The organism is Dictyobacter alpinus (assembly GCF_003967575.1).
GTDB classification, from domain to species: Bacteria; Chloroflexota; Ktedonobacteria; order Ktedonobacterales; family Ktedonobacteraceae; genus Dictyobacter; species Dictyobacter alpinus.
On sequence record NZ_BIFT01000001.1, the window covers coordinates 5,424,867 to 5,447,091 of the forward strand.

Annotated in this window: 20 protein-coding genes; 12 read left to right on the forward strand and 8 right to left on the reverse strand. The window is 51.9% G+C overall.

Features of this window, described 5'->3' with window-relative positions:
* The first annotated feature begins 9 nt into the window (after nt 1-9).
* The 4 genes from EL633_RS21465 (at nt 10) to EL633_RS21480 (ending at nt 3,441) form a co-directional block, all read left to right on the forward strand.
* Nucleotides 10-879 carry a phosphotransferase family protein gene (locus tag EL633_RS21465; protein WP_126629160.1) on the forward strand — a complete coding sequence of 290 codons (870 nt, stop codon included), beginning with the start codon at nt 10-12 and terminating at the stop codon, nt 877-879.
* A gap of 90 nt (nt 880-969) precedes the next feature.
* Nucleotides 970-1,305, forward strand: coding sequence for a hypothetical protein (locus EL633_RS21470; protein ID WP_126629161.1), 336 nt, complete (start codon nt 970-972; stop codon nt 1,303-1,305).
* Between the two features lie 95 nt (nt 1,306-1,400).
* Nucleotides 1,401-2,267 carry a helix-turn-helix domain-containing protein gene (locus EL633_RS21475; protein ID WP_126629162.1) on the forward strand — a complete coding sequence of 289 codons (867 nt, stop codon included), beginning with the start codon at nt 1,401-1,403 and terminating at the stop codon, nt 2,265-2,267.
* A 100-nt stretch (nt 2,268-2,367) separates the two neighbouring features.
* Entirely contained in the window at nt 2,368-3,441 is a 1,074-nt protein-coding gene (locus EL633_RS21480) for a methyltransferase domain-containing protein (RefSeq protein WP_161982310.1), read from the forward strand.
* 92 nt (nt 3,442-3,533) lie between these two features.
* Here the strand turns inward: EL633_RS21480 and EL633_RS21485 are convergent, their stop codons facing one another.
* From EL633_RS21485 to EL633_RS21495, 3 genes are all read right to left on the reverse strand, one after another.
* Nucleotides 3,534-4,037 (reverse strand): GyrI-like domain-containing protein, encoded by a 504-nt coding sequence (locus EL633_RS21485; RefSeq protein ID WP_126629164.1) that lies wholly within the window; start codon nt 4,035-4,037, stop codon nt 3,534-3,536.
* A gap of 60 nt (nt 4,038-4,097) precedes the next feature.
* Nucleotides 4,098-4,937: a MerR family transcriptional regulator gene (locus EL633_RS21490; protein ID WP_246039183.1), complete on the reverse strand. Its 840-nt coding sequence runs from the start codon at nt 4,935-4,937 to the stop codon at nt 4,098-4,100.
* Between the two features lie 127 nt (nt 4,938-5,064).
* Nucleotides 5,065-5,835 carry a COG4705 family protein gene (locus EL633_RS21495; RefSeq protein WP_126629165.1) on the reverse strand — a complete coding sequence of 257 codons (771 nt, stop codon included), beginning with the start codon at nt 5,833-5,835 and terminating at the stop codon, nt 5,065-5,067.
* A 663-nt stretch (nt 5,836-6,498) separates the two neighbouring features.
* Here EL633_RS21495 and EL633_RS21500 point away from each other — a divergent pair.
* The 3 genes from EL633_RS21500 (at nt 6,499) to EL633_RS21510 (ending at nt 9,665) form a co-directional block, all read left to right on the forward strand.
* Nucleotides 6,499-6,756 carry a hypothetical protein gene (locus tag EL633_RS21500; protein ID WP_126629166.1) on the forward strand — a complete coding sequence of 86 codons (258 nt, stop codon included), beginning with the start codon at nt 6,499-6,501 and terminating at the stop codon, nt 6,754-6,756.
* A gap of 244 nt (nt 6,757-7,000) precedes the next feature.
* Nucleotides 7,001-7,804, forward strand: coding sequence for an RDD family protein (locus tag EL633_RS21505; protein ID WP_161982311.1), 804 nt, complete (start codon nt 7,001-7,003; stop codon nt 7,802-7,804).
* Nucleotides 7,805-8,204: 400 nt separating this feature from the next.
* Complete coding sequence (locus EL633_RS21510; RefSeq protein WP_161982312.1) at nt 8,205-9,665, forward strand: IS4 family transposase; 1,461 nt, start codon at nt 8,205-8,207, stop codon at nt 9,663-9,665.
* 130 nt (nt 9,666-9,795) lie between these two features.
* Here EL633_RS21510 and EL633_RS21515 read toward each other — a convergent pair whose 3' ends face one another.
* Complete coding sequence (locus tag EL633_RS21515) at nt 9,796-11,079, reverse strand: GNAT family N-acetyltransferase (protein ID WP_126629169.1); 1,284 nt, start codon at nt 11,077-11,079, stop codon at nt 9,796-9,798.
* A 213-nt stretch (nt 11,080-11,292) separates the two neighbouring features.
* On the opposite strand from EL633_RS21515, the gene EL633_RS21520 reads away from it, so the two are divergent.
* From EL633_RS21520 to EL633_RS21530, 3 genes are all read left to right on the forward strand, one after another.
* Entirely contained in the window at nt 11,293-13,233 is a 1,941-nt protein-coding gene (locus EL633_RS21520; protein WP_126629170.1) for a S9 family peptidase, read from the forward strand.
* A 266-nt stretch (nt 13,234-13,499) separates the two neighbouring features.
* Nucleotides 13,500-13,922 carry a MarR family winged helix-turn-helix transcriptional regulator gene (locus EL633_RS21525; RefSeq protein WP_126629171.1) on the forward strand — a complete coding sequence of 141 codons (423 nt, stop codon included), beginning with the start codon at nt 13,500-13,502 and terminating at the stop codon, nt 13,920-13,922.
* 118 nt (nt 13,923-14,040) lie between these two features.
* The gene (locus tag EL633_RS21530; RefSeq protein WP_126629172.1) at nt 14,041-15,492 is read left to right on the forward strand and encodes an MFS transporter; all 1,452 of its coding nucleotides are present in this window, start codon (nt 14,041-14,043) and stop codon (nt 15,490-15,492) included.
* Nucleotides 15,493-15,647: 155 nt separating this feature from the next.
* Here EL633_RS21530 and EL633_RS21535 read toward each other — a convergent pair whose 3' ends face one another.
* Entirely contained in the window at nt 15,648-16,355 is a 708-nt protein-coding gene (locus tag EL633_RS21535; protein WP_126629173.1) for a creatininase family protein, read from the reverse strand.
* Between the two features lie 866 nt (nt 16,356-17,221).
* On the opposite strand from EL633_RS21535, the gene EL633_RS21540 reads away from it, so the two are divergent.
* Nucleotides 17,222-17,575 carry a DUF2200 domain-containing protein gene (locus EL633_RS21540; protein WP_126629174.1) on the forward strand — a complete coding sequence of 118 codons (354 nt, stop codon included), beginning with the start codon at nt 17,222-17,224 and terminating at the stop codon, nt 17,573-17,575.
* A 111-nt stretch (nt 17,576-17,686) separates the two neighbouring features.
* Here the strand turns inward: EL633_RS21540 and EL633_RS21545 are convergent, their stop codons facing one another.
* The 3 genes from EL633_RS21545 to EL633_RS21555 form a co-directional block, all read right to left on the reverse strand.
* The gene (locus EL633_RS21545; protein ID WP_161982313.1) at nt 17,687-18,397 is read right to left on the reverse strand and encodes a DedA family protein; all 711 of its coding nucleotides are present in this window, start codon (nt 18,395-18,397) and stop codon (nt 17,687-17,689) included.
* A gap of 74 nt (nt 18,398-18,471) precedes the next feature.
* Nucleotides 18,472-19,671 (reverse strand): S1C family serine protease, encoded by a 1,200-nt coding sequence (locus EL633_RS21550; RefSeq protein WP_126629176.1) that lies wholly within the window; start codon nt 19,669-19,671, stop codon nt 18,472-18,474.
* Nucleotides 19,672-19,758: 87 nt separating this feature from the next.
* Nucleotides 19,759-20,778 (reverse strand): TerC family protein, encoded by a 1,020-nt coding sequence (locus EL633_RS21555; RefSeq protein WP_126629177.1) that lies wholly within the window; start codon nt 20,776-20,778, stop codon nt 19,759-19,761.
* 406 nt (nt 20,779-21,184) lie between these two features.
* Here EL633_RS21555 and EL633_RS21560 point away from each other — a divergent pair, with 406 nt between their 5' ends.
* Nucleotides 21,185-22,096, forward strand: a complete 912-nt coding sequence (locus tag EL633_RS21560) for a S1C family serine protease (RefSeq protein ID WP_126629178.1) — start codon at nt 21,185-21,187, stop codon at nt 22,094-22,096.
* The last annotated feature ends 129 nt before the right edge of the window (nt 22,097-22,225 follow it).

Consider the following 22,225-nt stretch of genomic DNA (forward strand, 5'->3'; position numbering starts at 1 on the left):
GTAGAGCGGATGGTGGAAGGTTCTTCTACGTTTGTGTATCGCATTGCCTATGCCAACGAGCTTTTTTATCTGCGGGTGTTGCCAGAAGAGCAGACGAGCTTTGCTCCTGAGGTCGCTGTACATACACGTCTGAGGCAGATGGGTGTCAGGGTGCCGGAGGTCGTCTATTTTGAGCATTATAATGAGCGGCTACAACGGTCCGTTATGGTTACCACTGAAATCAAGGGATGCTCGCTCAGCCAGTCCGGGTCGCTAGATATACAGCGGATGCAGGCTATTCTTGTGGAAGCGGGACAAGAGCTGGCGCAGATAAATAGTGTTTCTGTGGATGGTTTTGGCTGGGTTGCACGTGAGCGGCCGGATAACACATATTTGCACGCTCAATGGCCGACACATCGCGTCTTTGCGCTTGAAGATTGGGACGTATACCGCACATTTCTTGCCAGGAACGTCCTCCATAGCGCAGAGATAATCCAGCTTGAGCAGATCCTTGTGCACTATGATTCCTGGCTGGATGATCATGAGAGCTATCTGGCGCATGGAGATTTTGATATAACCCACATCTATCAAGAGGATGGCCGCTATAGCGGCATTATCGATTTTGGCGAGATTCGCGGTGCCAGTCGCTGGTATGATCTGGGCCATTTCCATATGCGCGATGGTGAAGCGCTTCCCTATACTGTCTTAGCAGGATTGCTTGCAGGCTACCAGGAGCATATGCCGTTGCCGCCAGATTATGAGCAGCGCCTGCGCTTTAACAGTCTCTTGATCAATGTACGGGCACTAGCGCGCAGCCTACAAAAGGGTCCAGCCAATCGCTATACCCAGCACCAATTAAAGATTCTCAGAGAGGATCTGGCGTTTTTGTCTGGTAATTGAGCGCGTCTCCCCACGTAACGGCCGGGCTTGCCCCTGCCCCAGTTCACGTACCGACATGTCCCTCAAATATGTGGTCATCGTGAGGTGAGCATGGCGAGGCGCGTCCAGCTTCGGGCTTGTACTCAATACTTTTACGTTAATGACTCTGGAAGCGAGTCGATCGTACGTGGAATGGGCGCCACACGCAAGGCCCAAGACATCTCACGTAGGGATATCTTGCCTGGACAGGATCATGTTGAAGCGATCGATTCGTGTGGCGAGGAGACGGCAATCCCCTTGCGGGTTGCCGTCTCCTCCGCCCACGTCAATGGCCCTGTTCATGATTATGGTCGCTGTTTCCTTGCCACGTTGTTTGGTAGCTTAAAACATGATTCTGTCGAGGGGGCGAATCGTACGTTGGGGGGGCATGGGCATGGTCGGACGTGAGCTGGTTGCAGGTGCAAGACCTGCCGTTACGCGCCTGATGGGCGTCTATTGCTTATGAGGGGCATTTTTTTAGATAGAGGAAGGATGTTAAGTCGATGAAACATCAAGGGCAGGCGGCAAAGATGAGTTGTAGCTATGTGCCTGCTGCTCCACTTTCGGATTATGTGAATTGCTTTCAGCTTTATGGCTATGATGGTGTTCCAGAGCCTGCTGACGACGTTTCGCATGGGAAGGAGCATGTGTTGCCGACGGGTACTACTGAGCTGGTGATTAATCTGCATGACGATGGCCTGAAACTGTTCAATCAGCAGACGCATGAGTTACAGCAGGCTATTCCGGTGGCAATGGTCTGTGGTGCCCATTCTGAGTTTTTTGTCATTGATGCTACCCAGACGTCAGCGGTGCTGACGGTGAATTTTAAGCCGGGTGGCGCTTTCCCTTTTTTGGGGCTACCGGCCAGTGAACTGTATAATCAGTGTGTCTCATTGGAACTGCTGTGGGGCGCGACCGCGCATGAACTGCGCGAACAGCTGCTTGCTGCCATGACTCCGCTACTGAAATTCCAGCTCCTGGAACGTTATCTCTTACAGCGTCTTGCAGGCTCTACTCAGCACCATCCTGCTATTGGCTTTGCCTTGCATGTGTTTCTGAGTACACCACAAAGCTCGACTATCAGCGAGTTGTCCGGACAGCTCGGCTTAAGTTCAAGGCACTTTAATCGGCTCTTTCAACATGAGGTTGGCATGGCGCCAAAGGTATTCTGTCGTGTCCAGCGTTTCCAGCAGATCATCCATCAGCTCAGAAGGGAGCAGACGGTGGATTGGCTGGATCTGGCGCTACGCTGTGGCTATTATGATCAGGCGCATTTTATCCATGATTTTCGGGCCTTCTGCGGGCTCACTCCAGGCATGTATCTCACGCAACAGGGTCAGCAGCTCAATCATGTACCCTTTCCGCGCTGAACATGTCATGTCTGTTTTTTACAATACGGCTCCCCCTTCTTGCCCTACAATGGCTTGTAGCTGCAACAAGTTATGGATGCGACAAGAAAGGATCAGAAAAATGGGCACGACCAGTATCACTGTATCGACCAGTATTGAACTTGCTCTGACCCCTATGATGGCCTTTACTGTTTTTTGCCAGGAGCTTGCCATCGCTCTGGAACAAACCGGCTTGCATCTGGAGCCTGGAAAGGATGGCTCTATTAGCGAAGGAAACTTTCAGGTTGGCCGTGTAATCTCCTGGGTACCAGGAGAGGTAATCCTGTTCCAGTGGCATCAAAGTAGCTGGCATGAGGAGGAGCCCACACAGATCGAGATACGTTTTACCGCTAGCAACGATGGCACACGAATCACGCTTACCCAGCAAGGAAGTAGCCAGTTCATTAGTGGTCCTGATGAATTGGCCGGCTGGTTTGCCAGTACCATGGCGGCCCCTTTGTTGAAAGCCCTGGCCCCGGTCACCTTTGGCGATTGGTTGACCGACCGCCAGGCGCGCCGGCCAACCGGGTCACAGGCACGCGAGGTCTATCGCGATCCACTCTACCATTATCCTAACTTCTATGCCTTGTTGGCAGAGTTGGCGTTGAGTTCCGATGATTATCTGGTCGAAATTGGCTGTGGCGGTGGGGCACTCCTCAAGGAGGCCCTGAAGAGTGGATGTCGGGCCGCGGCCATCGATCATAGCGTCGATATGGTGCGATTGGCCCAGGAGGTCAATGCTGAAGCGATCGAGAAAGGCCGTCTGCGGATACAACAGGCTGATGCGGCCCAGCTCCCCTTCGCCGCTACGACCTTTACCTGCGCAGCCATGACCGGCGTCTTAGGCTTTCTACCGGACGCGCTGTCCGCCCTGAAGGAGATCCAGCGCGTCCTTGTGCCAGGTGGACGATTGGTCATGTTGGGCAGCGATCCAGCGCTCCGTGGCACGCTGGCCGCGCCTGAACCCATGGCCTCACGCTTACACTTTTATACAGACGATGAGCTACAACAGCTTGCCATCCAGTCCGGCTTTAGTAACGCCCGGGTAGTACGCAGAGATCTAGCACTATTCGCACAGCAGGTAGGCATCCCACAGGAACACCGCTTCCTCTTTACAGGACCAGTAGCGCCACTCCTGCTCGCACAAAAAGATTAAGAGCCATTGGAGGCCCGGGTTTAATGGCGAAGCCAGTATCTTCAGCACGCGAGCTCTGAAGATACTGGCCATATGTGTAAGGGTGAATACTTCTACTCGTCTGCCAGACGAATGGCTACCTCGGTCTCCCATTTGGATGGATCGGGCTCATCCGCTGGATTGGTGATCTCTGTTTCGACGCGTGCGCCAAAGGCATCGCCGTGCTCTGTCTCCCATTGATCCCACTTCAGGCCTCGTGTGTGTCCCCAATCGAGCAGGGCCCCATTGCCCTGTATGCCGTTTTCTATCCCGGTGAAGATCAAAGAAGCATAGCGGCCGGCCGGCAGTGTATGCGCGTGAATGCGGTCCGTGCCTGTCAGGGGACTGGCAACGGGCCAGCCTAGCTCGATATCGAGTAGCGATGGCATATTGATGACGTGATAGCGTATGAAAGGTGCGCCAGTTGGACCTGTACCCTGTGAACTCAACCAGCCCATCACCTCACCCAGTAGTTGTGGTATGACACCCTGGCCAAATTCCTCCATAGTGACCTGGGTACGAATGCCCATATAGGGTTGCGCGGCACGTTGCTCAATTTTTGGTTCTGTGATTTTCATCTAAGTTGCTCCTTCAACGAAAGATAGATAGATAAGAATAGTCGTGGCTCAATTGTTGACTTACACCTTTTCAACTGGATATTGAAGTTCAGTGATGTATGAAGCATCATCACGACGAATTGGAGGTTTATTATAGAGGTAGACCTCGCGATCTGGTCCGACGATCCGATAGCCATTGGCTTTGGTCCACTTCAAGATCGCTTCATGGGCTTGTCCAATCGTATTATAGGGGCCATGGTGGATGGTCGATGCCATCATGGCTGCGGGTAACTCATGGACATGCATGCGTCCATGTTCCGGAACGCGGCAGCGTAAGCGGAAGGCTGCGGCTCCATCGATATCCTGTTCCTTAAACTCGCTATCGTACCAGATGACCAGTGTCTGGCCGCCCTCGGACGGCATGGGATCAAGTGCTTTACTGACATGGGCGCCAATGGCCGCATAGACTTCCGCGAAGAGTGAGCCGCTGGCACTATGGCTGGGTAGGATTGCCCGCACGGAGGCGACGAGTAGCGGCTCAACGTGTTTCAAGATGACATCATAGCGAGAGACCTGTTCCTCCATTTCTATGTATTGTAGACGTGCCTCAACTTCGGTGAGCTGATTTTGCGCCTCAACCAGTTGTTGACTGATCTGGGCATGGCGCAGGCGCAGCATACCGCGCATCTGTTCTGGCGAGATACCTGTCGCCAGCACCTCGGCTATCTGCTCCAGCGGGAATCCGAGTCCCTTGAGTGCCAGGATACGATGCAGACGTGGGATCTGGTCGAGAGAATAGTAGCGGTATCCGGTCAGGCAATCCACTTCACCAGGTTTGAGCAGACCAATCTGATCATAGTAGCGTAACGTCGGAACTGGAACCTGGACCAGCCTGGAGAATTCGCCGATTTTAAGCATCATCGTCTTTTTGTACTTCCTCTAAACTCAAGTCTTATGCTATGACCAAAGTATAAAGCCTGAAGCGGCTTGAGAGTCAAGACCTTTGTTCTCATTCAGATAAGGAAATATGTTACGCTGCAGGAAGTCGTTATGGCTCTGTTTTGATTGGCTCCTCATCGCTGATCTGTTCTGGTGGCGTGATCAGTGAGCGACGTGTGAAGAGGATGAAGAGGATGAGGATAGAGGCAAGGATAATAGATGAACCGATGGTGCCAAAGCCGAGTCCTCCCTTATCTTTGGTTTTGGTGAGGAGATCACCCATGGTAGCACCAAAGGGACGCGTGAGCACAAAGGCGATCCAGAACAAGAGGGTTTTTGAGATTGTGGTGAAGAAGGTGGCTAAGATGATCAGTGCTAACAGACTGGCGATCAGGAGGGCACCGCCAGCGAAGCCGAGGTGAGAATCACTGGCCAGGAAATCTCCGAGGGCGGTTCCCAACGTGTTTGAAAAGAGGATGGCGGTCCAATAGATCACTTCCACCCTGAATGTGGTAATGTTGCTCACCGATAGCGACGCATTACTCAGGCGCCAGCCGATAAAGATGATCAGCAGAATGGTACAGAGAATGAGCGAGCCCCTGGCATAGCCGAGTCCCAGCGTGCGATCCATATAATCAGACATTGTGGTGCCAGCTGTACTGGTAGACAGGATGACGGTCCAATAGAGGAATGGATGATAGCGCTTTGAGAGTAATTGCGCGACCAGGGAGATGAAAAAGAGCCCGATCAAAATAAGTGAACTCAAGGCATAGCCCGCATTCATCGTCATAGATAAAAGGTCACCGGCTGTTTCCCCCAGCGTGGTGGCGCAAATCTTCATGATCCAGAATGACAGTGTGATCTGAGGGAATTTTTTCATCGTGCCTCCTTAGATCGTACCATGTTATCGCTATAAAAATGTGTGTTGCTATCTACTTACTTTGATTCTCTTGCAACATCTTTGCGATCCTTTTTACAGTATATGAATACAAACAACAATCAGGCTATTAAAACTCGTGGATTGTCTATAGCGCTGGCGCAGCAGTATAATCAAGTATAGCTTTGCTTTTGTTCAATATAGATTCAAGTAAAATAGTATTTGTATATAAAGTAGAATATATATTTTTATTTCTTGAATTTTTTAATTTGACTGCAAAATGGCAGAAACCCATTAAACATGTGCAATGCTCGAGATATGGAACTTTACCTGTCGCATTGAGCTGCCTTTGAGATAGTGATAAGGCGCCACACCTGCCCCGGCGTGGGTGCAGAGCCATGAGGTGATCCTGGATAGAGGGATATATGGAGATCATCTCCGTCTGATCCAGGATGCCGTGTGTATACTTCTGCCTGTTGATTATAGATAGAGGAGAAAAACTGTATATGCATGAGGATTGATCAGAATTTTGCAGATAGCTTTGAAATGCTGACTTGACTATAAATCGTTTTTAGGTTACTACTAATGCTGTCGATAGTTTTCAAACCAGGCAGAGCCTGATTGTTGCGGCTGAACTTTGGTTGAAAGGTAAGGGTAACTTGCAAGATGAGTAAAAAGATGATCATCGCCAGTCCTTATTCCATTGAAGAAGATGCATTTATAGTTGAATTAACAGATGACGATCTGGAGAACGTCAACGGTAGCGGTGGCTACTCACCGATGGCCGAAATGAACACCATGATGGCGCAGGTCTCTGCGATGGTACACCGTGAAATGGCGACGGGCCATTACTACAAACTCAGAAGATTTGTCACGGCCGTCTGTAAGTGCGTACAAGCAGAGCTGGCGGATATGAATAAATAACATATCCTCTCCTTATCGCGGAAAATCCTTCCAAAGAGGCCATGTTCTTTAAAAGAGCATAGCCTCTTTTTTTGAGATGGCGACACATATACATACTGCTTATACAATAAATACTTTCAAATCTTTTGATAAGTGTGCTATACTTACGTCTGTCTATAATGAGTAAGAGTATTTTTATTGATAGATACACATGTTTTCTCCGTAATGGATGTCATGGTCATGGTTATTTGGAAGGAAGCCAGCAATGTCCACAAATGTATCATCCTCATCGTCCGCAAAGCAAATAGACCTGGGCAAGTATATCCAGCTACGCAGGCTTGGAGCCGGCATCATTGATATCGCTTTGATTTCCTATATTCAATGGTGGGTGGATAATGTTTTTGGTTATATGCCAGATACTCACAGTAGCCATGATGTTGTGTATGGTGTGGGCTGGGGTTATGGTGCTTCGTTCGTACCGGTGGTTGACCATATATGGTTGGTAGCGATTGTGGTGGCGTATTTTTTTGTGCAGGAGGCACTATTTAGCACCACCCTGGGCAAAGCTACCATGGGTCTACAGGTTGTAGATATCCATGGCCGTCCCATATCTATCAAGGCCGCATTGATACGGAATCTGGCACGCTTGATTGATGCCTGGCCTGGTTTGTATATCGTTGGGATTATCGCGGCACGCTTCTCTCCTAACTATCAACGGCTAGGGGATCGCTGGGCAAAAACCTACGTGGTGATGGGTGGAAAACAGATGTTTGCCAGGTTCTCACTGGAGCTTGTCTGGTGGCGTCTGGCACTAATTGGTGCGCTGATCGCCACAATGATAGCAGGTGGACTCGGATTTGCCTATACCAGACAGCCAGTTCTGGTAATCCAGGATTGGAATCTGGTCAGCAATAACGGTATATACACTCCTGTAACGCCGGTGCCAGCCTGTGGAGTCGCCGATAAGTCATATGGTGATAATATTGTACTGAATGTTAAAGTTGATTATTACTGGTTAAAAGATCCGCAATGGGGAGATGGAATGGTCACATATCCGGTTATGTATTAGGTTGGCGGTCGGGGTGCTACCTGTACTGCGCTGATCACGCTGGAGTGGCAGGGCCTTGTGCGGGGTCGCTGGCAAGTGGTAGATGTAAAGGTACATCAGGGATGATTTTATTAGCTTAAGCATTGCTTGGTGAATAAGACAACGTAGCGGCAGATCTTGTACCTGCAACCTGTAGATGTACGACCATGCACAAGCAATACGCAGCACGTGCCTGGATATGATTGCTTTTGCACGAATACGTGTTTAGGAGATATTTCGTACGTGGACGGGCAGCAGGGGCAAGCCCCAATACTTTCAACTTAAGCATGAGAAAAAAGAGGGATTGATGAGAAAAAGAAGTTCTCACTTCGTCATAGACAGAAGAATCTACGTCCTGTTTTTTGATGAAAGGAACTTCTTCATGCCTAGCTTACGCCATGTGGGCCCCAATGACAAGATCTGCGCCTTGATTGATATGAATGTTTTCGAGGCCTGTTTCCCTGCCACGCTCATTGCTGATATCTTTGGCGTGCCTTCCCACCAGCAGACCAAGCGTCGACCTCGGCGTGTGCGTCAGTGTACGCGCCTGAGCATCATCCTCTTCCAATGTTGTTGTTCTTACTGGCGTCGCTCTTGCCAGCAACAGGTCTGGAAAAAGCTTGTCGATGGGCTGATGGATCTGCATCCCACCATGCGTGAGCACCATATGTCGGCTCAAGCCTTAGCCGCACAACGTGCACGCTTAGGATCTGATCCCTTTCGCCAATTGCTGGAGCGTGCTTGCCGCCCGCTGGGTGATGCCCTCACAACCCCGAGCGCCTTTTACCAGGGATTACGGGTGATGGCCATTGATGGCACGCTCTTCAATGTTGCTGATACCCCAGCCAATGATGCGGCCTTCGGTCGATCAAGCAACCAATACGGCAAAGGAGCCTATCCTCAGGTGCGTGCCGTGATGCTCATGGAATGTGCCAGTCATGCCGTCATCGCTGCTGCATTAGGAGGTTACCATTGGGCTGAAGCGCATGGAGTGCGTGAGGTCATGCGATCGGTGGTGCAAGGGATGCTCGTGCTCGGCGATTGTGGCATCTTCAGTGGGATGTTAGCACAAGAGGCCAGAGAAAAGAATGCGCATGTGCTCTGTGGGCTTTCCCGTACGAGCTTACGCCATCGGCATACCGAGCTTTCTGATGGAAGCTACCTGGCGATCCTCAACCCCAATCGCAAAGCCACGTATCGCGCCACAGAGAAACAGACCGTGCGAGTGATCGAATACACCCTCACCGATGAGCGCCTCGGGAAGCCAGGACGCCTCTATCGGCTGGTCACCACGTTGTTAGATGAGAAAGCGTCTCCATCTCATGAGCTCATCGAGCTCTATCAGCAACGCTGGGAGGTGGAGCTCATGATCCGAGAACTCAAAAGTGTGTTGCATGAGCAGGTCAAAGTGCTGCGTGCGAAAAAGCCCGACGGGGTCAAGCAAGAAGTGTATGCTCTGCTGCTGGCTCATTACAATCTGCGATTTTGGATGGTCAAAGCGGGAGAGCAGGCAGGCATTGATCCCTGCAGGTTGAGTTGTAAGCACGCATTAGAGGAGTTGCGCCTGCGGGTCGAGCGGGTCGCAACATGGAGTCAGCAGCATCGCGAACCGCTCCTCGATCGAATGATACAAGAGATGAGTACGCATGTCTTGCCTGCCCCCATATTGCGGAACAATCGAAGAGAAATCAAACAGGTCTATAACAAACACAAGCCAAAAAAACGAGGGAAGCCAGCGCCAGCTCCCTTCGAAAAAACGGACACCTATCTCTCTTTTGTTGTCATTCATGTCCGGGAGATGGGAACGCAGGACGCATCTCTCCCGGACACAAAAAGTGCTTAAGTTGAAAGTATTGGGGGCAAGCCCTGCCGTTACGTGGGGAGAGTGGCTCAATGGGAGTGAGCGCATCGGCGCCAATGTATTGTCCCTCCGCCCTTCGAAGAGAAGGGCGGAGGGACAATACATTGGCATATTAAAATGAGTCGGTAAAGCTGATCCAGGTGTGTTCGGTGGGGAAGAGTTGTGTGAGTATAGCTAAGGCTTCAGCAGGCAGGGTTTGGGGCTGCTGTGCGAGTAGCCAGGAGGCTGGACGGTAGCCGAAGATGAGTTGGGTGAAGCTTTGTGGTGAGCATTGGAACGTGAGCGCCGTTGGTCCCGCTGTCTCGACCAGTTCCAGGGTGGCACCATTGATAGCCAGGGTCACGCGTTCATTTTCGATAATGAATTGTAGTTCGCCTGACCAGTGGGCCAGCGAGCGTTGCCAGCGTGCCTCAAGTTCTGGTAGCATGGCGTTGAAAAGCAGTGGTAGCCGGGTGAAGCGTGCCAGCCAGCCCGCATGGCGATGGTGGAACTGAGAGGCACGTACTCCCCATTCTTCGGCAGGATTTTCCCAGTTCGAGGTATCCGGGACTTCAAGATGATCAATGATGCGATACAGTTCAGCCGAAGTAGGTGGCAAGTAGTAGGTGTGGGTTGCGGGAGCCTCTGGCCCATTTGTGAGTTGTACGTGGGCCTGCATCAACGCAACCTGGGCGGGCCAGTTGTCGGCTGCCAATTCTAGCGCTTGTGTCAGGTCTGGTGGCTGAGAGACCATAAGATAGCCTTCAACCGCCTGCTCAGGTGAGAGCGCGAGCAGGACCGTGTTTGCGCGGAAACGGTCACTCAGTAGATTTTCCTGCTTCTCCTGTGAGCGTTCAAAGCTGGCCGTATAGCCACCGAGCCGGCGCTCATACAGGCCCCGAAGCGCCGGCGCATCCTCGGGCGTTGCAGGCCGTACTGTATGCGAACTGCCCGCTAGAGCCAGAATAGCTGCGCGATTGATGTCATATCTGGTCACATCAAAGACATCGGTATAGCCATAGCGATAATAAAAATCAGGGATACCATCGAGCAATAACAGGCTCTCTCCTTGCTCGCTCGCTAGCTGTATCGCGTCATGCATGAGCGTGCTGGCGATACCCTGTTTGCGCGCCTCCGGATCGACCACAACCATACCGATACAGGCCGTAGGGATGCGGGCCGCGCCCATACGCAGCGTCCAGCTATAGAGCGCATAGCTACCAAGCTGCTTGTTATCGCGAAAGGCTCCACGCAACTGTCGTGATAACACATTCGGCTTTGTGAAGGCCGTTTGTCCTCGGTTCTGTGCTCTCACTGGATCTGGTTGCTGCGAAAAAGCCTGATCGGCCCATAAAAATAGTTGTACAACCTCCTCCAGAGTCGTGAGTGGACGGACAATGATCGATGGTGAAGCCATAAAAACAAATCCTCCAATAGGTAGTTCGCCATGCACTCCATTGCTGGCAGGAACATGCTCAAGCGTACCATCGAAAGGCCGCGCACGTCAACGTTTCTCCGCATGACCCTCACTGTCGCGTATATTCCGGCTGGTTAGTTTTACCTTCTTTTTGTTGTATAATGTGCTTTTACGCGATAGGGAATAGATACTGCAGTAGATAAGGATTTTCGTATGTCTGAGTTGAGCGCTGAGCAAGTTGTCGATATTGCTGTTCCCGGTGATCTGCACCTTTCGGCTGATGGTAGTCAGGTTGCTTATGTATTAAGGACAAATGGCAAGAAGGATGAACATGGCGTGAGCGCGTTGTGGGTGGCGTCCGTGGATGGTTCTCTAGCGCCCCGGCAGTTTACTCATGGCGAGAGCAGGGATAGTAGTCCGCGGTGGTCGCCTGATGGACGGCAGTTGGCCTTCCTCTCAGATCGGGCCAAACGGGGTACGGCCCGGTTGTATGTGTTGCCGATTGATGGTGGCGAGGCGCGCTTGCTGGGTGATAAAGAGAGCGAGCAGGCCGTAAATAAGTTCGCCTGGTCGCCGGGTGGTGGACAGATTGCCTTCAGCAGCGCCGATGAGTTGAGCGAGGAAGATGAGCGGCGCGAGAAAGAGCGCGATGATGCGCATGTGTATGGAGAGAATATAAAGTATGCGCGCCTGCGCCTGCTCTCGTTGGCCTCGAACGAGGTTGAGACCATCGTGAGTCAGGAACGACACGTAGCTAATTTTGCCTGGCATCCACAGGGAACCGAGCTAGCGTATGTTACCTGGCTGACCCCTGAACTGGAATCTATGACCCTGGAACATGTCATTGAGCGCATCCCTGTGGCCGGTGGAGAGCCACAGGTTATCTGCCGCTGGTCAGGCATGGTAAGCGACCTCACCTGGTCTGAGGATGGTAAGGTGCTCTTCTTCATCAGTTCCGCCAGCGGACATGCCCAGTCATCGATGGTCGTCTATTGTGTCGATGCCGAGGGTGGTGAGCCTCGCAAGGTGGCAGGCGGCGAGAGCAACTGTGTCTATTATTTGCACTCGCTCCACTATCAGCAGCAGGCAGCCATCGCGGTCGTCGATGGGCTTGCCATGCACCTGTATCGCCTGGATGGCCAGAATGGTGAGCTGAGCAGAATTTTTCCAGACGAGCAGTCAAATGTGACTTTTGGCGCGCATGATGCACGTCGTCTGAAGGATGGTCGGATCGTGGTGGCCCTTGCTCATGCCACCAGCACACAGCCCGCCGAGGTGTGGGCGGGCATCGCTAGCGCCAATGAGCCACTGAGCGAGCTGCGCCAGCTTTCCAAACATCATCAAGAGCTGGCGGGCATCCCGTTTGTGCAGCAAGAAGCCTTTTACTGGACCGCCCCCGATGGCTGGAAACTAGATGGACTCTTACTACGACCCTCTACGGCTGGTGAGGGAGAGCGGCTTCCCACGGTTGTCCTGGTGCATGGTGGACCGTACGGAAATTGGGGCGCGGGCTTTAATCTTTCCTGGGGAAACTGGGCGCAATGGCTGGCCCTGGCAGGCTATGCGGTGCTCATGCCTAATCCGCGTGGCGGATCCGGACACGGGGAAGAGTTTGCCGCCGCCGCCCGGGGTGAGGTTGGCAAGGCTGATTATGGAGACGTTATGGCCGCCGTAGACGCTGCCATCGAGCGTGGCATCGCCGATCCAGACCGTCTGGGCATCGGAGGTTGGAGCCAGGGAGGCTTTATGTCGGCCTGGGCCGTCACCCAGAGTAGCCGCTTCAAAGCCGCCATTATGGGAGCCGGTGTCTCCGATTGGGGCCTGATGGTCCAGACGAGCGACCTGCCAGCCTTCGAGCAAGAACTGGGCCGGACCGCGCCGTGGGATGGTCTGGAGGCCCAGCGTCACCGAGAGCTGAGTCCGATTACCTTTGCCAGCCAGGTCAAAACACCAGTCCTGATCCTGCATGGCGAGAACGATGAGCGTGTCCCTGTCAGTCAGGCCACCGGCTTTCACCGCGCCCTGCGTCACTATCAGGTCCCGACCGAAATGGTCCTCTACCCGCGTGAGCCACATAGTATCGGCGAAAGAGCGCACCAGATCGACCTGCTCAAGCGCGTTCGCCGCTGGTACGACCGCTGGCTCCACGCCTGATGCCAATTGTGTGTTTCGTCAGATTGGTTGAATGTTGAGGCATATTTGGTCTGATAACCAATCTAGTGGGGCCGACGATCGAGCTAAGCCTCTTCCTGCTCTCAAGCCTCCTTGGAGGATGGCTCAAGAAACGGCAATGATGCCGGGATGGATGCGCTCCACAAAAATGGCCTGGAGGCAGGTAAAATCACGCCGATTTCTTTTCTTCTTGACAGATGACCTTTCCTGGGGATACTATATAGTCGACTAAGTAATTTGGAGAGAACATGGAACCGATTCAAGGTTACATTGGCTATGAACTGATACAGGCATTTCGGGCTCATCACTTGAGGGCAGAGAAAGAGTTGGGCCTACTTGGTTTGCGACCGAGCCAGGAGTTGATTTTGCTTCAGTTATGGGAACAGGAAGGGCTCTCCCAATCGCTTCTGGCGGAGCGCATGAAGGTCGAGCAATCCACGATGAGTGTAATGCTCAGGCGCATGGAGAAAGCGGGCTTTATCGAGCGGCGCCAGGATCTACAGGATGCTCGCATCTCGCGTATCTATCTGACACAAAAAGGGCGTGAGCTGGAATCTCGTATACGCGCTATCTGGGAGGAGCTTGAACATCAGACCCTGGCAGGTCTTACGATGGCGGAGCAGGTACTTTTGCGGCGCCTGCTCCAGCAGGTACGTACAAATCTGCTGTAGTGGAGTCATTTCCTGGCAGGTTAATGCTGCTGGCGCACTACTCTTTTTTTTACTAAAATACTTAGTCGACTATGTAATAATACAGCCCGGAAAGGGCGGAAATCTTCAGGAGTAGCATATGCAAGCTCGTAGTAGCAACAGTCAAGAGCGTCATTTCAATTCCAGGCTCATGAGCAATCGCTGGCTGATTCTGGCCTTGCTTTGTACGGCCCAGTTCATGGTGGTACTTGATTTCTCGATTGTCAATGTGGCTTTACCTTCCATCCAACACGATCTGGGATTTTCCACGCAGCAGTTGCAGTGGGTGATCAGTGCCTATTCGCTTACTTTTGGTGGGCTACTGCTGCTGGGTGGTCGCGCAGGTGATCTATTTGGTCGTTTGTGGCTCTTGATTGGGGGCCTGATCATTTTCTCGCTGGCTTCTCTGGCGGGTGGACTCGCGTCATCTCCTACCTGGCTGATTACTGCCCGGGCATTGCAGGGCAGTGGCGCTGCTTTTGTGGCGCCTATCTCGCTCTCACTGATAACCACAACCTTCGCGGAAGGGGAAGAGCGCAATATTGCACTTGGCGTGGCTGGAGCCGTCGCATCGACAGGTTTTACTGCTGGCGTGATTCTCGGTGGACTACTGACCGCCGGTCCTGGCTGGCGCTGGGTCATGTTTGTTAACGTTCCCCTTGGTCTGCTGGTGTTAATACTGGCTCCCTTGCTATTGCGCGAGAAGAGAGTTTCCACTGGACCACGCCAGCTTGATATCGGTGGAGCGGTTATCGTGACACTGGCCCTGAGCATCCTTGTCTATGCACTGACAGAAGGAAATCGCGCTGGCTGGTTCTCATTCCAGACTCTCGGGCTCCTGGCTACTGCGTTGCTTTTACTCATACTCTTCGTTTTCATTGAGAGCCGCCTGGCAGCGCCCTTGATTCGACTTAGCATCTTCCGCATACGCACGCTCGTAGCCGCCGACCTGATCGCCATGCTAGCCCCTGGTAGCTTTGGAGCACTGATGTTCATCCTGACACTCTATCTGCAAGAAGTCCTTGGCTACTCCCCGCTCCTGACTGGACTCGCCTTCCTGCCCATCGCGCTCCTGCTCATTCTCACAACCAATATTGGCTCACGCCTGATCACGCGCCTCGGTGTACGTCCCATTTTCATTATGGGCATGACCATCGTTGCCGGTGGGCTGCTGTTGCTGGCTTTCATTCGTCCTGATAGCGGCTACCTGACCCTTTTACCTGGCTTGCTGCTCGTTGGACTCGGTATGGGACCAACCTTTGCCGCCATGACCATCGCAGCTACGGCCAGTGTGAGCAATGAGGAACAGGGGTTGGCATCAGGACTCCTCAACACCATGCAGCAGGTTGGCTCTGGTCTGGCTATTGCTATCATCACCGCCATCACAACCGCCCGTACGGCATCCCTGCTGCAGTCTGGTGCCAGTAATAAAGTTGCCCTGACCTCAGGACTACAATATGCCCTGATCGCCTGCGCCATCCTGGCCATCCTCAGTGTTGTGGTCGCTATAGGCGTCATTCAAACGAAGCGAGCTGCAAGCATACAAAAGTAGAGCAGCCCATGCGCCTATAGTATTGGTAAATTAACTGAAAGGTTGACCGATTTTGCACTCAAAGGTCTCCGTCCTTCCAGGTGGAATAGGAAAAAGTTAGAAGTAGAAGCACGGAGAGTGGTTCGATTACATGCAAACGCTCATCAAAGAACTATTTAGACAGCAGCTAAGGCTGTACGTATGCGCTCAGCCAGGTGATCGGTGATGATCTCGGCGGCTCTTTGCCCTAATTTTTGCGAAGCTACCCGGGGCAAATCTTGCCACTCCCATTCCTCTGATTCTTTATAGTAGTCGTTGGGGGGATCGGGGTAGCTGATTCTGGGGGTGTGTGATTCAAAGCGCTCCATGTGGGTGAGATCAGGATAGAAGTGCCAGAAAAGAGAGGTTTCCCACTTCCCGGCGTGGTCGGCTGGTGTCTCACCATCAATGGTAACGCCCTCATACTCCGGTTGTGCAATAATCGTGGTTGCAGGATGTTCCGCCATAAAGTACTCGGCCACACGCTTCACAAAATTGACTTGCAACGGCCCGTAGTGGCCCGTGAGCAGAACGATAACCTTCGCTCCGACCTTTGTTAGCTGCTCAAACAATTCGCTAAAAAGTAAATCCATACAGGCTTCTGAAAACGTCAAAGTGCCCGTGGCACGTGAGAAACCGGGCCGACCATAATAGTTTGGAGGGAGCACAATGCCACCGCCAAGTTTGTCTGCCGTTTGTAGGCATAAACTATGTGCTTTCAGTGCATCCAGGCCCAGCGGGAGGTGATCTCCGTGCCATTCCAGAAGTCCGGTAGGGACAAAAAAGACTGGCATGAGTGCGATGGCCTGGAGAAACTCCGCCGGGGTCATCTCTTCATATTTCATAAGCTATTGATCCTTTCGAGTAATGGTTTTTGGAGATTGAGATTTTTAGTAGCAAGCGGATGATGTTTCCTTAAAATGTCCTTGATGGACTCTGCCCTTTTTCTCAACACAATAAAGTATACTTTCTACTATTTATAAAACAAATACTGTTCTATCTGGGTTAAAGGCTTAGTAATAATAGTATCTAACATTTGCTCGTTACTATATAATAATATATAACATATTTTTTCATTAATTTGACTCTCTTTGGTGAAGACACGTGGGTTATTTTCTTTCACCCAGGCATAGATGTGCTTCAGGTCAATGGTATTAAAACAACTATTATTACGAAAAAGAACTTTTTACGATGTTTAGTATTTTTTGTATGGTTATACGTCTACAGGTCGCAGGTGCAAGACCTGCCGCTACGGTGTATTATCCGCTGCCCAATGCTTGAAGAGGTACCTGGTGCGCTTATTGTTTCCTGGGATCTACAGCCAGTGATGTTGACTGATAGGCACACATAAACTCTACATTTAATTTCACTTACTTATCCTGATGGCGAGGGACACTGGTTGCAGAGACAAAAGATCATTCCCCCGCTTTGAGTTTTTAATGGTATGGTAGCTGTTGATATGTTAAAGAATGTGGTCAGAAGATAAAGGCTGCATGAGCTGAGGGATAATGATTAAGATAGGATTGGTTTTCCACTTCTTGGAGGCTTGCGTAGAATGTTTTGTTGGGAAGAGATTGATCCTGTGAAGGGGAATGGTTCGTTGAAGCTTATCGTATGCTTCTTGCCAATCTATTTGCTTTTCTGTTGCGCAAGCTTCAACAGCGTTTTATCTTTCCATGCTAGCATAAGGAAATATTTGGGGGAAGGTATCATGGCAGGACATCGGATCTATACAGTGAGCTTTGCAAGTGTTTATCCCATGTACGTTGCAAAAGCTGAGAAAAAAGGGCGCACGAAAACAGAGGTTGATGAAATCATTCGTTGGCTGACAGGATATAGCCAGGAAGAGTTAGAAGCTCAACGAGAAAAAAACATAGACTTCGAGGCCTTCTTTGCGGAGGCTCCCGAGCTGAATCCTTCGCGAGCTTTGATTCGGGGTGTGGTTTGCGGTGTCCGAGTGGAAGACATAAAAGAACCAACTATGCAGGAGATTCGCTACCTGGATAAGTTAATTGACGAGCTCGCAAAAGGAAAAGGAATGGAGAAGATTTTACGGAAAGGATAAATTTATCAGAAACTACTGGAGGGATTTTGATTGCTGGTAAATGAGGTGAAGAGCGAGCGGCATCACCAAAAGTGAGACAAAACCACTCTTCACCTTATTTACCAATAGCTTTTATACACTCCTGGATTTGGGATGGGATCTACAGTCTGGCTGAGCTGCTTGTTTGCGGGCGTAGCGTTTGAGGAGCAGGCGGCGTTTGATACGTTTTTGGAATTGGCTCCAGAGGATGATGAGGGCGATAACTATGATGGCTGAGATGATGCCGAAGCGCTGCATGAAGTGGCCGATCTGGTCGGCCTGGGTGCCGAGCCAGTAGCCGATGAGGCCATAGATGGTATTCCAGATGGTTGCGGCAACGATTTCGGCGATCAGGAAGGTGCGGTAGCGCATATGGGTCATGCCGGCGGCTATGGCTACAAAAGAGCGGATATGGCCGATGAGGTGGGAGACCATGATGGCGACGGCCCCGTATTTACCGAGGTAGGCACGCGCCAGACGCATGCGGCCCGCCAGCCGCATACGTTTTCCTAGTGAGGATTGACTCCATTTGTCGGCCATGCTACCTACGACATAGCGACCGAGCAGGTAGTCGACGTGATAGCCGAGCACCGTTCCCAGGGAGGCGAGGGCAATGACGAGTCCGAGATTCAGCGTGCCCTGGCGTGCATAGAAGGCGCCGAGGAGCACAAATGAGTTTCCCGGCAAGAATAGGCCCAATAACGCTGTATTCTCGATCAGCGCACTGAGAAAGACGATGGCATAGCCAAAGTCATCGTATGCGGTCCGCAAATATTCCAGCCATTCGCTAAGCGGGATTTCCACGATGAAATACTCTCTTTCTTGCTTGCTACGACTTATAATATGGCCGGCTCCCCTGTTATGCTGGGAGTAGCCGGTCATCTGGTTGCTGACAGTTCGCCGAGTGTGGCCTTGATGGTTTGTAGCTGGCCTCCGCGATAGAGCTTGATATTGACCGTATCGCCGACATTTTTTTTGATCAGGGCATCGCTCATCGAGAGCACGTCTGTAACCTCTTCGTCGTCGATCTGCACGATGACATCATTGACCTTGATGCCGGCCTGCGCGCCAGTCCCGTTGGGGACAACCTCGGTGACGATGACACCTTTGACGATGGGCTGACCATCTCTCTGAGCCTCAGCCGGATCCAGGTTTTTCACCTGGATCTGCAGGGCGGGCCGACCCGTATGGGTAACCTTACCATGCTGGATGAGTTGAGGCGCAATAAATTGGACACGGTTCGATGGAATGGCAAAGCCGACGCCATTGGCAGGCGTCCTGGACTCAGGATTCATCGCCGCCAACGTTGGAATGCCGATCAACTGTCCATGCATGTCTACCAGGGCCCCACCACTATTGCCGGGATTGATTGGCGCGTCGGTCTGAATCGTTCCGGCCAGGATCTGGCCGTCGTCGCCGGTGGCTATGTTGCGGTTCAGGGCACTGATGATACCGTTGGTGACCGTCTGGGTAATGCCCAGTGGATTCCCGATCGCCAGCACATCCTGACCCACATGCAACTGAGATGAATCACCAAAGGCGGCCACCGCAAGCCGGGTGCGGTTAGGATCCACATGTACAACCGCCAGATCATCGTCCGGCGCGCTGCCAATCAGGCTGGCCGTCACGGTCTGTCCATTGGAGAAGACCACCTGGACGCCCTGCTGGCCTTCCACCACATGGTTATTGGTGATAATGTAGCCACGCCGATCAATGACCACGCCCGAGCCGATACTATGCGAGCCGATCTCATTGACGTTGATCTGCACCACCGATGGCTCAACACTGTTCACCACCTGCTCCCGTAGCGCTTCACGATCACTCTCATTAGAGAAGAAATACGGCGCGCTACCAGATTGCAGATGATCGATCGCGCCGCCCCGAGCCGCCAGTTGCCAGCCAATCATGGTCCCACCCGCAAAGATAATCGCCAGCAACATAGCGCCAATCACGAGCATTCCCGAAAATGGCGACCTGTAAGGCCTGTAACTACGGGGCGTGGTAGCAAATTGAGGTCTGGAAGGACCCTCCATACTATTTTGTTCTATAAACGGTTGACCTGTGTTTGATGTATACATAGAACGGCGCTCCTTCCACGCTAGCGGCCGGGCGACGGACCCGCACGTATAAATGAAACGTGCAGGTCGCGTCACGAGAAACCAGGTTTATGCGTTTTCGATTCCCTTCACTTTTTTACGCGGTACAGTTCCCTCAACGTAATCCTGTGTCGTCTCAGTTGTCTTGTCCTGTTCGGTCCCAGCCAGGCGGCGTGCTCGAATGACCGAGGCCACAATGGCGACTGTCAGTACTAGCGCGATAAAGAGTAGCGAGGCATAGGTTGGGATATGGATATGCAGTAAACCGGGCAAGAGCATCTTGACTCCAACGAAACATAGGATGACGGCCAGGCCAGTTTGCAGGTAGTAAAATTTGTGAATGATGTTCGCAAACACAAAGTACAGCGAGCGCAGGCCAAGGATCGCAAAAACATTGGAGGTATAGACGATAAACGGATCCGTGGTCACCGAGAAGATGGCCGGAATCGAATCGACCGCAAACAACAGGTCGCTGGTCTCGATGACCAGTAATACCAGCAGGAGAGGCGTAATCATCTTATGTCCGTTGCGTCTGACCACAAAATGGTCCTTCTCAAAGTCCTCGGTCACCGGCACAAAGCGGCGCACAAATTTGACCAGGGGATTGTTCTCTGGATGGACTTCGGACTCTTTCTGGATGCCCATCTTGACGCCTGTGAAGATCAGGAAGGCACCGAAGATATAGATGATCCAGTTGAACTGCTCAATCAGGACCGAGCCAACGCCGATCAGGGCGCCACGCATGAGCAGGGCACCGATGATACCCCAGAAGAGCACACGATGTTGATAGGCGGGCGGCACACTGAAGTAGCCGAAGAGCAGCACAAAGATGAAGATGTTGTCGACACTCAGCGACTTTTCAATCAGGTAGCCAGTCAGAAATTGCAGGGCGATCTCGCCGCCACTGACAAAGTAGAGGCCGAGGTTAAAAAGTAAGGCTAACGAGATCCAGACGACACTCCAGATCAGGGCCTCTTTGACGGAAACTGAATGCGCTTTACGATGAAATACGCCCAGGTCCAGGGCCAGTAATACCAGCACGAACAGGTTGAACCATACCCATGGCCAGACGCCTGCTGTTAACATCATGTATATGCTCCTTTTTTTAGGATAGTGCAGATGACAATCTATCTTTGTTTGGCCATCACGCTGGTTGCGCTGCACACATGTAAGGGTGTGCCTGGTACAGCGCCTGTTTCAATGTGATAGCAAATGGAAAACAGCATATGGTTTTTGCGTACCCGCCTTATAATTTGAGACAAGTACAAGTAATTGTCCGCAATAGCAGACAAGCGATCAAGCGATCAGACAGGAATAAACAATTTGGTCAGCGCCGGGAGGGGCAAGGATGCAGATTGCTGTGAAATGAGCTCCACCTGTCAATTTTTCCAGGTAAATTCCTGGTGAAATTGGCGATGTGAGCCGGCTAACTTTAGCATATAGTATGCATACATGATCCATTGTTGTTCATATTTATCCAAAGGATACCCTCTATATGGAAAATACGAAAGCTGACACATCTTTGTTACGTTCGCTGTCGAATCAGATGGCGGATGCGGTTGAGCGGGTTGCTCCTGCGTTAGTGACGGTGCATGGTCGCTCACGGCAATCTGCCAGTGGTCTGGTGATTTCGCCGGACCTTGTGGTTACAGCTAGTCATATACTTGAACGTGAAAACGATCTGAAAATCCAATCGCACGACGGAAAAGAATTTTCGGCGACGTTAGTTGGTCGTGATACAACCACCGATCTGGCGCTATTACGTATCCAGGATTTAAACTTGCCGGTTGCTAGCGCGGCCAGTGAGCCAGCGCGCGTCGGACAACTGATCCTGGCGGTCGGACGTCCATCTGAGGATGGTCCAATGGCCAGCACAGGTATCGTGAGCGCGCTCGGTGGTCCTGTACGTACGGGACAGGGTACAGTGTTGGAGCGCTATATTCGCACCGATGCTACCCCCTATCCTGGTTTCTCAGGTGGTCCTTTATTGGATGCCGAAGGAGCCGTACTTGGTATCCTGACCACAGGACTCTCCAATGGCATTCCGCTGGCGATTCCGATGGCGCAGGTGCAGACGATTGTTGATGCTCTGTCGCAGCAGGGATATATCAAACGTGGCTATCTCGGCCTGAGCAGCCAGTTGGTGCATCTACCCGAGGCCCAGCGCGCTGGACGCGAACAGGACCATGGGCTGCTGATCGTCAATGTCGAAAAAGATAGTCCTGCTGAACAGGGTGGCCTGCTGATGGGCGATATCCTGGTTAGCCTCGATGGACATACCATTACCGATACCGAAGACCTGCAACTGCTGCTAGGTGGTGAGCGTGTTGGTAAAGCCCTGCCCGTTGAAGTTATTCGCGGCAACGCGATCCAGACCTTAGCGGTGACACCAGGACAACGCAAGTAAGCAAGTTACAGAGAGTGGTATGCGGAAGAAGAACTGGTTCCACGCTTCTTCCTCCTGATATAGAAAAGCAATCGTGCGAGCTGCGCTAGCGGCATACTATAGAATGCAAAAAAAGAATGGGTAGGTTTT